This window comes from Pseudanabaena sp. UWO310 (assembly GCF_006861605.1).
Classification (GTDB): domain Bacteria; phylum Cyanobacteriota; class Cyanobacteriia; order Pseudanabaenales; family Pseudanabaenaceae; genus Pseudanabaena.
Genome location: NZ_SELU01000020.1, coordinates 1 through 14,460, shown reverse-complemented (window position 1 = coordinate 14,460; position 14,460 = coordinate 1). Strand labels below are relative to the sequence as shown.

Annotated in this window: 13 protein-coding genes and 2 pseudogenes; 10 read left to right on the top strand and 5 right to left on the bottom strand. The window is 42.2% G+C overall.

Going from position 1 to position 14,460, the window contains the following annotated elements; translation table 11 throughout:
- Positions 1–533 precede the first annotated feature (533 nt).
- From PseudUWO310_RS08525 to PseudUWO310_RS23900, 4 genes and pseudogenes are all read left to right on the top strand, one after another.
- Positions 534–1,235, top strand: coding sequence for a DUF1345 domain-containing protein (locus PseudUWO310_RS08525; RefSeq protein WP_142600259.1), 702 nt, complete (start codon positions 534–536; stop codon positions 1,233–1,235).
- Between the two features lie 164 nt (positions 1,236–1,399).
- Positions 1,400–2,473: an LD-carboxypeptidase gene (locus tag PseudUWO310_RS08520; RefSeq protein ID WP_142600258.1), complete on the top strand. Its 1,074-nt coding sequence runs from the start codon at positions 1,400–1,402 to the stop codon at positions 2,471–2,473.
- An 85-nt stretch (positions 2,474–2,558) separates the two neighbouring features.
- Positions 2,559–3,911, top strand: a complete 1,353-nt coding sequence (locus tag PseudUWO310_RS08515; RefSeq protein WP_142600257.1) for an endo-1,4-beta-xylanase — start codon at positions 2,559–2,561, stop codon at positions 3,909–3,911.
- Positions 3,912–4,069: 158 nt separating this feature from the next.
- Positions 4,070–4,267, top strand: a pseudogene (locus PseudUWO310_RS23900) (hypothetical protein); the annotation flags it as partial.
- Here the strand turns inward: PseudUWO310_RS23900 and PseudUWO310_RS23895 are convergent.
- The 5 genes and pseudogenes from PseudUWO310_RS23895 to PseudUWO310_RS08480 all read right to left on the bottom strand — a co-directional run.
- Positions 4,264–4,425 (bottom strand): annotated as a pseudogene (locus PseudUWO310_RS23895) (cation transporter); the annotation flags it as partial. The pseudogenes PseudUWO310_RS23900 and PseudUWO310_RS23895 sit on opposite strands and share 4 nt — an antisense overlap.
- A 47-nt stretch (positions 4,426–4,472) precedes the next feature.
- On the bottom strand, positions 4,473–4,958 hold the full coding sequence (locus PseudUWO310_RS08500; protein ID WP_142600256.1) for a GNAT family N-acetyltransferase: 486 nt from the start codon (positions 4,956–4,958) through the stop codon (positions 4,473–4,475).
- 245 nt (positions 4,959–5,203) lie between these two features.
- Positions 5,204–5,701: a hypothetical protein gene (locus PseudUWO310_RS08495; protein WP_142600255.1), complete on the bottom strand. Its 498-nt coding sequence runs from the start codon at positions 5,699–5,701 to the stop codon at positions 5,204–5,206.
- 176 nt (positions 5,702–5,877) lie between these two features.
- Positions 5,878–6,309 (bottom strand): Spy/CpxP family protein refolding chaperone, encoded by a 432-nt coding sequence (locus PseudUWO310_RS08490; protein ID WP_142600254.1) that lies wholly within the window; start codon positions 6,307–6,309, stop codon positions 5,878–5,880.
- 333 nt (positions 6,310–6,642) lie between these two features.
- On the bottom strand, positions 6,643–7,842 hold the full coding sequence (locus PseudUWO310_RS08480; RefSeq protein WP_142600252.1) for a helix-turn-helix transcriptional regulator: 1,200 nt from the start codon (positions 7,840–7,842) through the stop codon (positions 6,643–6,645).
- A gap of 178 nt (positions 7,843–8,020) precedes the next feature.
- Here PseudUWO310_RS08480 and PseudUWO310_RS08475 point away from each other — a divergent pair, with 178 nt between their 5' ends.
- The 6 genes from PseudUWO310_RS08475 to PseudUWO310_RS08450 all read left to right on the top strand — a co-directional run bounded on the left by PseudUWO310_RS08475 (position 8,021) and on the right by PseudUWO310_RS08450 (position 14,326).
- The gene (locus PseudUWO310_RS08475) at positions 8,021–9,598 is read left to right on the top strand and encodes a Cas10/Cmr2 second palm domain-containing protein (protein ID WP_142600251.1); all 1,578 of its coding nucleotides are present in this window, start codon (positions 8,021–8,023) and stop codon (positions 9,596–9,598) included.
- Positions 9,583–10,668, top strand: a complete 1,086-nt coding sequence (locus PseudUWO310_RS08470; RefSeq protein WP_142600250.1) for a type III-B CRISPR module-associated Cmr3 family protein — start codon at positions 9,583–9,585, stop codon at positions 10,666–10,668. The genes PseudUWO310_RS08475 and PseudUWO310_RS08470 overlap by 16 nt, the downstream gene beginning before the upstream one ends.
- Entirely contained in the window at positions 10,668–11,504 is an 837-nt protein-coding gene (locus PseudUWO310_RS08465; protein ID WP_142600249.1) for an RAMP superfamily CRISPR-associated protein, read from the top strand. Before PseudUWO310_RS08470 ends, PseudUWO310_RS08465 begins: the two co-directional genes overlap by 1 nt.
- Positions 11,504–11,899 carry a hypothetical protein gene (locus tag PseudUWO310_RS08460; protein ID WP_142600248.1) on the top strand — a complete coding sequence of 132 codons (396 nt, stop codon included), beginning with the start codon at positions 11,504–11,506 and terminating at the stop codon, positions 11,897–11,899. Before PseudUWO310_RS08465 ends, PseudUWO310_RS08460 begins: the two co-directional genes overlap by 1 nt.
- 17 nt (positions 11,900–11,916) lie before the next feature.
- Positions 11,917–13,647 carry an RAMP superfamily CRISPR-associated protein gene (locus tag PseudUWO310_RS08455; RefSeq protein ID WP_142600247.1) on the top strand — a complete coding sequence of 577 codons (1,731 nt, stop codon included), beginning with the start codon at positions 11,917–11,919 and terminating at the stop codon, positions 13,645–13,647.
- 73 nt (positions 13,648–13,720) lie between these two features.
- Positions 13,721–14,326 (top strand): hypothetical protein, encoded by a 606-nt coding sequence (locus PseudUWO310_RS08450; protein ID WP_142600246.1) that lies wholly within the window; start codon positions 13,721–13,723, stop codon positions 14,324–14,326.
- Positions 14,327–14,460: the final 134 nt, after the last annotated feature.

The window sequence follows — 14,460 nt, the reverse complement described above, 5'->3', positions numbered from 1 at the left end:
AGCCTATGACACAGATTTTTGGGTTTTATATTTAATTATACCTAGCTACTTAGCAGAGGAGAAATATTGAAATTAGAATTGCTATTTTAATCTATACAATATTAATTAAAAAATAAATATTTAGGTTGTTCGGCATAATTAAAAACTAAAACTAGAGATTGTATTGCCCACGCAGCAGGCGGTATGCTCTTCTCAGTTTTAAATTTACTTATGCTTAGCTACTTAGTTGTTATTATCATAGGGCGACAGAGTTATTGGATTTTAGAAAGTGTGAATTAATACATGAATTAATACATATAATTTACTGAGATTTTCTTGTAGTGGCTTGGATAATAATTTCAGTAATTTCAATCAATCTAGTTAGAAATAGGATATCTTGAGTCATTTTTCTTCGCAAACCATCACGAACTAATACCAATTCCCAAAACGGCGTTACCATTTTGGGAATTGGTATAACTCCAGTAAAATTTATAAATCCACAGGATCGGGAGAGATTATTTCTAGAATCGCTCCCTTGACAGCCCTAAACAACCATGACATTACCCCAAGAACCTAAACCAACAACGGTCAAACATCAACTGCACTCTCGATGGCGAATTCGTTCTCGCCTATTTTTATCCAGTATATTTGCCTTAATCGCGTCGGTTCTACTTCCATCTTGGTTTAATTTATCTACTCGGATTCTCTGTATTTGGGATACTGGAATGCTCTGTTTTTTGGTTTCAACTTGGTTCCTAATGTTGAAAGTAACGCCAAAAACAATGCGCCGTAACGCTCAAAGTCAAGATGAAGGACGCTTTGTGATTTTGAGCTTAATTACCGCTGCTGCCTGTGCTAGTTTTTTAGCGATCGCTTTTACCTTGCGAGATACAAAAGGAGGAGCGTTAAATGTAGTACTGCTCCATTTATTGCTTGCAGGGGCGACAATTATTGGGTCATGGCTGCTCGTTCACACTATTTTTGCAATGCACTATGCTCACGAATACTATCAAGACCATAAGACCCAGAGTAATGCCTATGCTGGAGGATTAGCCTTTCCTGAAGATATCGAGCCAGACTATTGGGACTTTTTATACTTTTCTTTTGTGATTGGGATGACTAGCCAAGTTTCCGATGTGGCAATTACCTCACAATCTCTGAGACGATTGGCTTTAGCCCATGGAGTTCTCTCCTTTTTCTTTAATACGGCCATTGTGGCGATGAGCATTAATATGATTGCGGGTTTAATTCAGTAAATATAGCTATATTCAGTAATGTTAGGACAAAAATCAAACCCAATAGAGAGTTGCGGCGCTTCGCGCCGCAACTCTCTATTGGGTTTGATGTCCTGACTTAAGTGACTATAGCTATATCTATTACTTCATCGTTTTGAACCGATAATTTTTGACCTATTTTGACCATGAACTACCAAGCCTCCCGCCGCCAATTTTTAGCTAGTGCTTCTGGGGCGATCGCTCTAGCAACCAGTCTCATTACTGCCAAGGAATCTTCGGCACAGTTGTCGGAAAATGCCGATCGCAAAATCATCAAACCCGCAGCATTAAAAAAAGGCGATAAAGTGGGACTGGTAGCCCCTGCCAGTTATAGCTTTGAGCCAGAAGACATCAAAATTGCCAAAGAAATTGTCGAGCAGTATGGCTTTCAAGTGGAACTGGGTTCACATATTACTTCTCAGTATGGATATTTAGCAGGAAAAGATGCGGAACGAGCATCGGATATTAATGAGATGTTTCACCGTCCCGATATTCGTGGTGTTTTTACCTTTTCGGGTGGCTATGGCAGTACTAGATTGCTGGATTTATTAGATTACGAAATGATTCGCCAAAATCCCAAAGTATTTATCGGACATAGTGATGTCACGGCTTTGGTATTGGCAATCCATCAAAAAACAGGGCTAGTTACCTTTCACGGATCGTCAGGTTTAAGTGCCGTTGGTGACTATGCGATCGCACATTTTCGTCGCGCAGTCATGGCTAATCAAAGCATTGGAGAAATTGCCAAGTCTCCCTACAGAGGCACAGATGATGAAGCTCGCAAACATCGTCTAGTCACTATTGTTTCAGGACAAGCCACAGGTGAACTTGTTGGCGGTAATCTCAGTTTGGTGGTGAGTCTTTTGGGAACCCCCTATGAAATCGACACAAGGGGCAAGATTCTTTTCTTAGAAGATATTAGTGAAGAACCCTATCGGATCGATCGGATGTTAACGCAACTATTTCTCGCTGGGAAATTACAAGCAGCGGCAGGTTTTGCCTTGGGACATTTCTCGGACTGTCAAGCCAAGGATGGTGGCTTAAGAAGCTTTAGTCTAGAAGAAGTCCTACGCGATCGCTTTGAACCCTTGGGAAAACCAACTTTATACAATCTGATGTTCGGTCATATTCTGGAAAATGCGGTGTTGCCTCTTGGTGTCAAGGCAATACTCGATGCTACAGGTAAAAAATTAGCGATTAATGAAAGTGCTGTAGTTTAATTGCCTGATGCTATCGCAATACCAGTTCTAACCTACTTATTTCCAAGACTTTAAGCATTCGAGCATCACTGATTAAAAAAGAGCTATGAAATGGAACCGTCGGCAATTTTTTAGAGCAATTAGCACGTTAGGAATCAGTACAGTTCTATCGGTATTTTTTGGGCAAAAATATAGTGGAGCAGAAAACTGGCAAGCGATAAATGAAGAAAGCGATCGCCGAATTCAAAAATTAAGGACGGCAAATTTAGAAGTAAGATTGCTCGATCTCGCTGGTCAACCCATTGCCAATCAAATTGTAAAAATAGAGCATTGGCGACACCTATTTAACTTTGGAGCCGCTTATCACACAAATCTCAATTTTAAAGATAATGAGAGTACAAGCGATCGCCTTCATCGTGAATATTTCCTTCAGCTTTTCAACGCAGCAACAGTAACTTTCTATTGGCGCTATTACGAACCACAGGAAAATCAATATGCCGATGCCGCATTACTTCAGCAAATTGCTTGGCTAAAGCACCATAACTTCTATCTGCGCGGACATCCTTTATTTTGGAATCATAATCCAGCTTGTTTGCCCCTATGGCTAGAGAATCGGGAACTGACATCTCAAGAAGTCCGCTTGTACATGGATAAAGTTATCCAACATATGTCCGAATTTATTTTCCCGCTACTTGATGAGGTAGATGTATTTAATGAATTAGTGACTTGGGATAATTACGATCACCCTTTTACGGATTTATTCAAAGAGCAGGGAAAGATCAATATTGTTAAAGAATATCTAACTAAATTCAAGCAGCTTAACCCCAAAACTAGAGCTGTGATTAATGACTTTATTTCAAATTCTCGTTATCCCCAAATACTACAGGAGTTCCAAAAAGCTCAAGTTCCATTTGATAGTATCGGTCAGCAAGCTCATATGTTTGGCGGAAATTGGACAATCGAGCGACTAAAAACTACTATTGAGAATCTCTCTAGTTTGGGTAAACCAATTGTTTTTACTGAAGTTAGTGTCCTATCAGGAGCTACGATCCCCAACCTTGACTTTAGCCGTACCTATACGGATTGGCAAAGCGATCGCGATCACGAACTAATACAAGCTGATTATCTCGAATTATTGTATCGACTTGCTTATAGCTATCCCCATATATCAGGCATTTTTCTCTGGTCATATAGCGATCGCGGGGCTTGGCTGGGCGCACCTACGGGGATTCTTAATAAGGATGGTATTCCTAAACCTGCTTTTACAAGATTAAATCGTCTCATTAACCAAACATGGCGCACCAATGTCGAATTAAAAACCGATAGTAATGGCTACGCAATCATCGCTAATGCCTACGAAGGTATTTATAAAATTGTGATTGGAAACCAGACGTTTGTAAATAAACACACCTCAAGTCAACCACTTAAAAAACACATTCCCATTAATCATTCCCATTAAGTACCTCAGCATAATTAAAAACCAAAACCAGAGAGCGTACCGCCCGCGCAGCGGGCGGTACGCTCTTCTAGGTTTTAAGTTTACTTATGCTTAGCTACTTAAGTACCTCAGCATAGTTAAAATCCAGAGCTAAAACCTGCGACCTTAGAACAAGATATCTGCCTCGCTCCCCTTGCGTAATTGTCTGGGGTGTAGCTAGTTTGCTCCAACTGATTGTTACCACAGGTAAAGTGAATTCGGGGTTAAGCCTATTGGCTTTTGGCGCTTTGTTTACTTGGGCATGGTTAGAACTATTTGATGGAGTCAATTATTTTCGGAGATTGCTCGGTTTATTGGTACTTCTCTTGGCAATCGCTAACAGTGCCATCGAACCAAAAACGATTCCAGATCCAATTTCCGCCATCATAGTGACGACGGTTAGTAGTAGTACGATTTTGGTTTTACTTTCTGCTTCATGACGATCTACAGAAAAATTATGCGAGTGCTGCCATTGGTCGAGAGTATGAATGTGCATGAATTTTTTCGTAAAGAAGTTTGTCTTGATACTTGAGATAATAACAGTTAGTCAATATTGCACTTGAGTAGCATCTCAAAGGTGCTGGGGCGAAAGCCACAGGAAGAATAGAGTTTAAAGGCAGCAGCGTTATTTACTAAGGAATTTAAGCGAATTTGAGGGATTCCCAATTGCTGAAAATGTTCTCGAGTTTTCATTAGCATCTGACGCGCAATTCCTTGGCGGCGATAGGATTCTTCAACCCAGAGATCGTGGATATAGCCATATTCCTTGAGGTGATAGATCGGAATTTCCGATTCTACCGTTGCAATGAGATAGGCAACCAGTTGAGAGGATTCTGCTTCGCTTGCATCAACAACCAAACAAAGATGACGAGAATCCAATAATAATTTGTGCAACCATTTTTCGTAGAGCTTGCCCTGATTGGGTAAGAAATTATAGCGATCTATATCCAAGGACTTATGAAAATCACTGACTTTTTCGATCAGATGAAACAAGTTGGGAATATCGGCAGGTTGGGCTGAACGTATCATCGTATTATGGTGTTCCATGAAAGTTAGAATTCTTACTTTAATATTAAATATAAAATCCTAAAACCTGCGGCGCATACTGCGCGTGCGCCGCAGGTTTTAGCTCTAGATTTTAATTATGCTGAGGTACTTAGCTGGGCATAAGTAAAATTAAAAACCGAAAAGAGAGTAACGCTCGCTACGCGAGCGTTACTCTCTTTTCGGTTTGAGCGCAAAGCGCTGTAATTATGCTGAACTACTTAACGATCTTAACGATCTGAGCGTCGGTTATTATTAGCGGAATTATTATTTTGCCAGTTATTAGAGTTGTAATTATGGCTCGAACTCCGATCGGCAACACGTTGTTCGTTTTGCCTCCAATTCGCCGCACGTTCGCGCTCCCTTCTTTCGGCTAAACGTTGTTGTTCCCGTCTTTCCTCCGCACGTTCACGCTCCCTTCTTTCGGCTAAACGCTGTTGTTCTTGTCTCTCAGCAAAACGTTCACGTTCTCTTTGTTCGGCGATGCGACGCTCTTCCCTGAGACGCTCTTCTTCTCTGCGATGCCATTCTGAATTGCGTTGTTCGACGATTACGGGACGTTGTTCGACAATTACTTGGGGTTGGTAGATTGGGGTGGGATTGCCGATGCTTATGCTAGTGCCTTGACTGCCAGTGTTAAACGTTACATCGGCGGAGGCTGCCGTGGGATGAAAAGCGATCGCACCGATCGTCGTGGCACATAGTAATACTATAGTTGAGAGTTTCATGATTGATGCCAATGAGGAGATTTACAGCAGTTTAGACTTGCAGCGGATGAAAAGGTTCAAATTTACATTCTTCTGGATAGTTAGGACAAATCAAAAACCAAATAAATAAAGGCGGCGCTTCGCGCCGCCTTTATTTATTTGGTTTTTATGTCCTAAGTAAAACTTTCACTGCTATATTAGCCCTGATGATGGTTGGCTTTCATTTGTTGTAGTTGGGTGCGTTGTTCTGGAGTCAAAATTGCAAGGCTTTGGTCTCTAGAACTCTTGTGAATATTCTTGATTTGTTGTTTTTGGTCGGCGGTGAGGTTCAGTGATTTCCATGCTCCTTTGCGATCGCCAGATTGTTTTGCAGTCGCGATTTGAGCGCGTTGAGCGTCCGTTAAAACAGCCTGTACCTGCTGTTTGGTGTTGGTATGAATCGTTTTCAGTTGTTGTTTTTGGTCGTCGTTCAAATTAAGCTTTTTCCATCCACCGTCATGATGCTTCTGGGTGGTTTGTGCGCCTTGGTTGGGACTCGTTTGTGCGGAAACAATGCTAGGAATGGCGATTCCTCCTAGGGTTGTCGATAACATTGCAACGGCGAGAACACGCTTGAAATTGTTAAACATAATGAATATTCCTAATTTAGTTGATTTTGCGATCGCTTACATAGGCTTAGACCTTGGCGATGTTACTCAAGGTTCAATATTTTTACCGATCTCATGCTTTCGGGTGGGACAATTACTATAGCTACAGTCACTTGAATTAGGACAAATCAAACCCCAAGAATTGACTGGCGGCGCTTCGCGCCGCCAGTCAATTCTTGGGGTTTATGTCCTAGTACATTTGGCGATAGCTATAGTTTTTGAACTTGCTCTTGGTAAGATTTGCTTAGGACATACAGCGCTTTGCGCTCAAACCCAAACCAAGAAAAATTTTGAAAGCGTTGCTTCGCAACGCTTTCAAAATTTTTCTTGTGGTTCGTTATCTCTTGCATTGCCATATAACTCTGTCAGTTTAAGAGCTATGGACTGATAACGTTCGACTAAATGCGGAGGTTCAAGCACCTTAGCATTATGTACAAACTGATTAACCCAGCGACAAAATTCATTGAGCGATCGCTCTGGTAGTGCCACACTGTAATCGATATAATTGGGTTTTCCTCGCTTATCAATGGATTGGGAAATATGCCTTTTATCTCCTTCTTCGATAAAAGCAATTACAGGTGTAAAAAAACGCACCTTGACTTTAATGTATTCCAGATTTCCCGCTATCTCCTGCGCTTGCTCAATGGGTTTGCCCAGAAACAAGCCCCAACCTTTTTTAAACAGATTCATTGCCACAGTTAAACTTGCTTTTTGCAGTTCAGTTCCTCTGGCTTGATTGAGGGATTGAATATGATCGGTAAAGCGATCGATTCGTTCGATTTCTAAATGACCTTTATCGATATATTCGTAGAGTAAGTACCAAGCAATATCATGGTAAATCAATTGCAAAGGGAAAACTTGTAAATATCCCGTTTTCTGGCTATAGGGATCGGCATATCGAAAGATCTCGATCGCTTGTCCGTTTGTAATTGCTGATTCCAATCGATCCAAGCAGTGATAGAGATTGTAGCGAGTCTTTTTGTGTTCGATCATCTCATTGATATCGGTATATACGATCGCTCGATCTATTTGCGATCGCAATGGATAGAGAAAATCTGTAGATACTAAATCTGTAGATGCTAAATCTTGCTTAGTACGCAGCTTTTGGGATAGATCGTCATAAATGCGAATAGCCTGTGGCGATCGCTGATATTTTGCCATAGAAGCAAGGGCATTGATGGCTACTTGCAAGTCTCGGAAGGACATCATTCCTGTTCCCAGAAAATAGCCCCAACGATAAATACGCTGTTCTAGAATTCCATATTTACGCAGAGTTACTAAATCCTTGCGTAAGGTGGGGATGGAATATTTAGATAGAGAGATATCGTATTGTTTGGCTACTTCATCGACTTTTTCTTTGACTGCCTCTAGAGATTCATGGGCGGTTTGCGAACTTTTACCCTCGCGATCGGGGCAACCGATTCCAGGATAGTGAATGAATGTGGCAATTAAAAGCATGAGTCGCTCAAAGGCTTGGCGATCGCTATAAGAATGAAGATCGTTAGTCTTAGGCATAGGGCTATGTCAAGTAAATGACAATATTTATTAAAGATTATGAATGTACTTAAAAGCTAGTTTGTGAAGACAATTTAACTTATATAGATGTTTTGTAAAAATATCTTGATTGAATTGCAATGTATGACAAAATACTGATAGATTGCTTATATAAATATGTGCGGGAGGTAAGGCGATCGTGACGACATTATTGCAGGCTGAGGAAGATTCTCAAACACAGGAAACTAAAACTGCAAAATACACTGTGATTACTTTTGCGCCTGTGCAAGGCTTTATCGAAAAGTCCCGCAAGTTACGCGATCTCTATGGTGCGTCGCAAATTCTCTCGTACTTAAGTTGGAAGATCGTCTGTGTAGCTAACAGTAAAAACTGTGAAGTGATTTCACCTGCGATCGCGATCGATGATGTCTCTGAGATGGCAAATGTTGATATTGTGCAGGGTATGCCCAATCGAATTTTAATATTGGGAGATTTCTCGCATAACGATGCTCAGAAAGCTTTAACTGAAGGCTGGAAAGAAATTGTAACGGCTTGTCGTGGTTGGCTGAGAGATAATTTGCAAATTGATGATGAGGGTTGGTTTAACTCTTGGACAAGATGGCAAATTCACGCTTGGGAGGTGTTTTGGGGTAGTGGAGCAGATATCGAGTCAGCAATGCGCGATCTCGAAACTCGGAAGTTGCGGCGGGCTTGGACTGTGCCGAATTGGAATGGTGAAAGTTCGAGTTTATCGGGGCATGATGCGATCGCGCATCCAAATATGGATAGTTTGGGAACGAATGAAGTAGAAATCAAAAAGTTTTACAAGAGGATTGCTGAAGTTCTCGATCCTTCAGGTGATGAGAATGATCGCGCTTATATCAACGAAAATGAGCGATTGAGTATTCCCGAATTAATCAAAAGATTGGTTACTTATGAGGCGATCTCTAGAAATATCCATCGCGATCTTTATGCGCCGACTTTTCGAGAAGTGCTTCGCAAAGATGATAAATCTGGTGCGACCTATTGGACTGGCTGGTTTATGGGTGATGGCGATAAGGTCGGCGATCACCTCAAGAGGCTTACAGATAAGGCTAGCGTTACTCAATTTAGCCAGTCTTTGAGGGCTTGGGGTAAGCAATTCCAAACAGATTTTGATAAAAAAGGTCGTATAGTTTATGCGGGAGGAGATGATTTTCTCGGTGTGATGTATGGGGACAAACAGACTCCTAAATTAGATAGCCGTGAAGTGATTGAATGGTTACTGGATTTACGTGATAGTTGGGAACAAGGAAACCTTGGGATTACGATCAGTGTGGGTTTTGTGTGGGCGGGGCATAGTGTACCGCAGCGTGATGTGTTGCAGCATTGCCGCGAGGCGGAGAAGTTGGCTAAGAATTTGGGGCGCGATCGCTTGACAATTCGAGTCCTGTTTAATAATGGGCAGTTTGTACAGTGGACTACGCCTTGGAAGTGTTTGGAATGGTTGAAGGATTATCGCGATCGCAATGATAATTCTGGCAAAGATGCGAATTGGAGCCATGTATATACCGATCTGGCACAACTCAAGGCACGTCATGCGATACCACCTGCTACTGCTGAAACAGCTAATGATGCGATCGCGCTTGAGTTGTTTGGATTGTATTTCGGCAAAGATAAGCAGGAAATGCTCTCTCAACAACGTAGACAAATCACAGGGTCTGAAGATCCCAAATCAATGATCGAATGGATTGACGGCATGATTAAAGTGGGGTGGCAGTTATGTTCAAATTCCTAATTGTGATCCGTCCGTTGGGCTTGCTCTATGGCAGTGCTGGCGCATTTCTGTCTCCTGAAAACTTAGTTGGGCGCTCTGGTGCAAAATTTCCGCCTGATGCGGGAACGCTTTCGGGGTTGATTTTGGCGACAAATCAAGAGCAGAGGTTTACCGATCATCAAGAGCTAAAAACTAATCTGGCTGTGGCTGGAGCATTTTGGGCAGAGTCAGATCATCCTGAAAACTTCTTTGTACCAATTCCTCGATCGCGCATTGTCGGCGAGAAAAATAAGGATTTTGATGAATGGGCGCTAATCAATCACAAATGGGAGCGTCAACATCCCGATCTCGATCCTGAATATCAATGGCAGAGCATCAACTCTTGGCATAAACAAACCTCACAGCTAAAGCGCCCTGACAAAGGCAAGTTGAATGATGTTGGTAAAACTCCTTGGGAATTCATGCCGATTTTGCATCCCTATCTCAAGGATGATGAGAAACATGTGCGCGATCGCGATGGATTGTTTTTAGAGAATGCTGTGCAGATGCGTGAAGATAGCTGTTTGGTGTATCTCTCGACGCATAAACTGCCTGACGGTTGGTATCGCTTTGGTGGTGAAAATCACATTGTCGAAATCACTAGTCAAGCCCTGATAGAGCATAGTTCGATCTGCAAATTACTGAAGCAAAAAATCGGGCGGAGTTTTGCGCTGATTACGCCTGCGGTGTGGGGAAGTAACAATCTCTCAACTCGCTATCCTAACGATGTGCGCTTTAGCAATAAGCGTCCTGAGATGCTGACCGATCGCCCTGAGCCTTGGCGTTATCGTGTGGGTAAAGGTGAGACGCAAAACAAACGGGCAAGTAAGCTGAGCATTGGTCGCTATGCTGTGCCTGCGGGAACGGTTTATGTAGTCAAACATCCCCTCGATCTCACTTGGTGGGATTTCCCGCCTGAGTGGTTTGCATCGGGTGAGGGGCTACCGTTGCGGCAGTTTGGTTGTGGTTTGTGCTTACCTGTAGAAATCAAAATCGAGCCTAAAGTTGAGCCTAAAGCTGACCAAAAAATTAAACAAAAAGGAGAGGATTAATGTACAAAAAAGCCTATGGAATTATTGAAACCCTTGCCCCTTTGCATGTTGGCGCTGCCGCAGGTGAGGAGTCTGGTAATCTCAATTTGATTTTTCGCGATCAATTTACACAGACAGGGATTATTGCTGGGAGTTCGATTCGGGGACGCTTTCGGGCGGATATGCGCGAGACGGAAAAGGGCTTGGAGAATACATGGTACGGACATGAATCTGTGGAGGGTAGACCTGATGGCGGAACTACGGAAGCGATCGTTAAATTTGAATATGCTTCGCTGGTTTGGTTGCCTGTTTTTTGTCCCGGACAGCCTGTAGTTTGGATTAGCTGCCCAAGATTGCTTAAGCGATACAAACTGATTACGGGATCTACAGATGCTATTCCAAAACCTTACACGGCGGCGAAAACTTTACGAGGTCGGCAAATTAGCGATCGCGGTATTGCTAAACAAATCCTATTTTTCAACCTTGGATTTATGGAAATTGAGCATCAAGTTGATGCCGCAGTAATGCAGAAATGGATTCCTCAAGGTGTAGATTTGTCGGTTGAGAGTTTGGTGGTGGTTGGTGATAACGATATTGCGATGTTGCATGACATGGCTTTGTATCGCCAGAGTCGCATCAAGATGATGGACGAAATGAAAAAAGTCGATACTGAAAAAGGGGCATTTTTTAATGTTGAGGCTTTGCCAGAGGGAAGCGTTTTAATATTTCCGATCGCTTTGAAGCAATCAGGCTGGAAACCTTTTGGCGATGACCCTTCGCAGGATATGTATTTTGGTGGTTTGGAGTCGGTTGGCTTTGGTCGTTGTAATGTCACACTTGCAGGAGATTATCAGTAATGGCTTGGAAAACCTATGATTTGGATCGCATTGCTCAGAAGCTAGTTCTGGATGCGAAAGAACGCGATAAGGATTCTTTGGGGCAAGCCTTTAAGATGCGTGTAGCTGTGGCTTATGGCTTGGAGCGCTTCTGGGGTGAACATTTGCGTTTGCAAGGCACTCCTAAAGGTGCTTACTGGAAAGAGACATGGGAACAACTTGTGGCGGTAATGGCAAAAGCAGGGGTGAAAATTCCTAACGATCCTGTAAAAGCTGAAGATGCTAAAGCTGTCCGAGCGATGGCAGAAAGACTGTGGAAAGAGGTAGACATTCAAGATCAACGGGTGGCGATGGCTGTGCTGACGCAGCTTTGTGACTGTTTGGTTTGGTGGACTCAGCGCTATAAGAAAAAATAGTTTTTAGGGACTAAAAAATGTCAAATATTCCCGATGCTTATAAAAAAGTGCCGATGATGTTTCAAGCACAGACTAAAGGTCGGTGTCAATTACAGTTTCTCGATCAAGCCCGTAAAGCAGATCCCAAACACAATAAACCTAGAGAGTCTCAAGATGCTGAGATCTGGTGTGAAGAGTGGACAAGTGAAACTTATCCTGTTGCTCCGATATTTGATGAGCCAGTCAAAAAGCAAGAATATACGATTAGTTGGCGATTTGTGACGAATTCAGGTCAGGATGATGGTGTGATTCGTCCTGTCATTGGTGCGTCTGGCTATCCCTTTTACCCTGGTTCGAGTATGAAGGGAGCTTTTCGTCAGGCTTGCAAGCGGCTATTTCGCGATCGCCTTGGTAAATATTGCGGACAGGAGATTTCTAAAGGCGACTTCTCCCCAGGAATTTTGCGCTTTCATGGTGGTTATCCTGTAGATAGCAGTTGGACTGATGGGTTAGTTGATCTCATTCATCCACAGCAAAAGTTACAGGTAATGAATAGTGAAAAAGAAGGAGCTAAAGTCCAAATTTCGCTCTATCAACCCACAATTCAGTTTGGAATTTCGGCTTCAGAGGAACTTGATGAATCTGAGTGGGAGGAGATCTGGCAAATTTGGGAAGCGGCGCTGGGGCGTGGGATTGGTTGTCGGGTTTCCGCAGGTTATGGTCATCGCGATCAATTAAAGGGTGAGTTGTTGTATCCGCCGCATCTGTTGAAGGGGCAAGGGATGGCATCAAAGCGTTTAGATGAATCGGGCGAGTTTCGTCCCAATATTTTTCGGGCGGCGATTCGTGGTCATGCGTTGCGGATTTTTGGTGGTTTGATAGATGCAGACACTGCTGAGAAACAAGTTGAGAAAATTTTTGGCGGTGTCTCAGGGCATGGTGTATGGGGTTTATTGATGATGAACTTTGTCACAACCAGCTTTGAGCCCAAATTATTTGGTAATGGTCAATGGGAAGTACCTAGCTATAAGGTAGAAGGCGAACTCGGTTGGCTATTGTCACAAGAGATTTCAGAAGAACATAAGGCGGCTTTAAAAAATCTGATTTTGCATCTGAATCAGTTTGCGATGATTTTTGGTGGCTTCGGTAAGTCATGGCGTAGAGCCGATCATCGTTTGTTTTATGAGGAGTATTACGAAAAGAATAACGACAGGAAGCCGCTAATTGGTTGTCATTGGCAATGGAAGAAGGGGCGTTATGCTCGCGATATTAAGGTTTATGGCTCAAAATATGTAACTAGCTTTTTAGATAAATTACAGGAAGCGGCTAGAGTTTGGTTACAACTGCAAGGTGTCAAGTTGACTGCAAATTATGCTACTGGTTGGCGAGAGGCTTGGCATCCTGACAAGGTAATGGTTTGGGGCAGAATTGCGAGTAACAAAGAAAGTTCTGAAGCAATTCAATGGTTACATGGAGCTTATCAAAAGAGAGACAATAAAGCCAAAATTTCCGAACTATCCATTTATAAATCTTCTGTAACTGGAAGAGTGGGACAGATTGGGCGGCTGTGGCATCGGATGTATCCTTTGATGAAGTTGGAGCCAGATCCTAATGATTCAACTAAAAAGATTCCTAAGCCAACTGCTAGTTATCTTGAGTTATTAACGATCTTTCCAGATGGTTCTGAAGATTGTTTGAACTTTCTTAAGTTTCTTGCAGATGATGGACAGTTCAAACAGCTATGGGGAAAGCCTTGGAAAATAGAATAGTTGATGAAGATGATGGGTTACGCGATCGCTAACCCATCCTACGTTTGATTCACTATAGAGAAAGAATAAAACTATGGCTTACAGTGATTTTACAGTTGAACAGGTTATAGATAAGTTCTCTCTTGATTTTGTTGAGCAGGACTTGTTTTCATCTCCAGAAAGTACGATTCAGGTTAGTAGTTGGTTATTGGAAACCCTTGCGAAGGGTAAGAAATTTGCGCTCACAACTAGCAGCGAAAAGGCAAAATCTGAGTTTATTATTGCGCCAATTTTGTTGGAAGTAGAGGCACATTTTTCGACACAGTTGGCTATTTATTCGGGCAAAAACCTTGATAGCGATCGCGAGGCGGGACTGGTAGGAGAATGTGATTTTATTCTTGGCAAGGGTACGACTTCAACTTTTATTAGTACGCCAATTATGGCGATCGTGGAGGCGAAGCGCGATAACTTGGAGAATGGGTTAGGGCAATGTGCTGCTCAAATGTATGGGGCAATTCGCTATAACCAAAAGCATGGTGAAACCTTGGATAAAGTTTATGGATGTGTGACAACGGGCAATTTATGGCAGTTTTTGAAACTAGAAAATAAGTTGCTGACTCTTGATAGTAATGTTTTCTATCTCAATGAGCTTGAGCGTATTTTGAGTTGTTTTAGTACGATTATTACTGAGTTTCTGTAGTCTTTTTTGGCGTTGCACATATTCATAATGATAAATAATAATAGTATGTTAGAAAATAAGAGTTGGAGTTGTTCAATGACAAAAAATGCAATGCCCAAATTGTAAAGGAGAAAAAGTAGTAAAAAATGGACATC

Excerpts from the sequence above, each read along its gene's own strand:
- PseudUWO310_RS08525 (WP_142600259.1), top strand. The coding sequence starts at position 534 with ATGACATTACCCCAAGAACCTAAACCAACAACGGTCAAACATCAACTG.
- PseudUWO310_RS08520 (WP_142600258.1), top strand. The coding sequence starts at position 1,400 with ATGAACTACCAAGCCTCCCGCCGCCAATTTTTAGCTAGTGCTTCTGGG.
- PseudUWO310_RS08515 (WP_142600257.1), top strand. The coding sequence starts at position 2,559 with ATGAAATGGAACCGTCGGCAATTTTTTAGAGCAATTAGCACGTTAGGA.
- PseudUWO310_RS08500 (WP_142600256.1), bottom strand. The coding sequence starts at position 4,958 with ATGATACGTTCAGCCCAACCTGCCGATATTCCCAACTTGTTTCATCTG.
- PseudUWO310_RS08495 (WP_142600255.1), bottom strand. The coding sequence starts at position 5,701 with ATGAAACTCTCAACTATAGTATTACTATGTGCCACGACGATCGGTGCG.
- PseudUWO310_RS08490 (WP_142600254.1), bottom strand. The coding sequence starts at position 6,309 with ATGTTTAACAATTTCAAGCGTGTTCTCGCCGTTGCAATGTTATCGACA.
- PseudUWO310_RS08480 (WP_142600252.1), bottom strand. The coding sequence starts at position 7,842 with ATGCCTAAGACTAACGATCTTCATTCTTATAGCGATCGCCAAGCCTTT.
- PseudUWO310_RS08470 (WP_142600250.1), top strand. The coding sequence starts at position 9,583 with ATGTTCAAATTCCTAATTGTGATCCGTCCGTTGGGCTTGCTCTATGGC.
- PseudUWO310_RS08465 (WP_142600249.1), top strand. The coding sequence starts at position 10,668 with ATGTACAAAAAAGCCTATGGAATTATTGAAACCCTTGCCCCTTTGCAT.
- PseudUWO310_RS08460 (WP_142600248.1), top strand. The coding sequence starts at position 11,504 with ATGGCTTGGAAAACCTATGATTTGGATCGCATTGCTCAGAAGCTAGTT.
- PseudUWO310_RS08455 (WP_142600247.1), top strand. The coding sequence starts at position 11,917 with ATGTCAAATATTCCCGATGCTTATAAAAAAGTGCCGATGATGTTTCAA.
- PseudUWO310_RS08450 (WP_142600246.1), top strand. The coding sequence starts at position 13,721 with ATGGCTTACAGTGATTTTACAGTTGAACAGGTTATAGATAAGTTCTCT.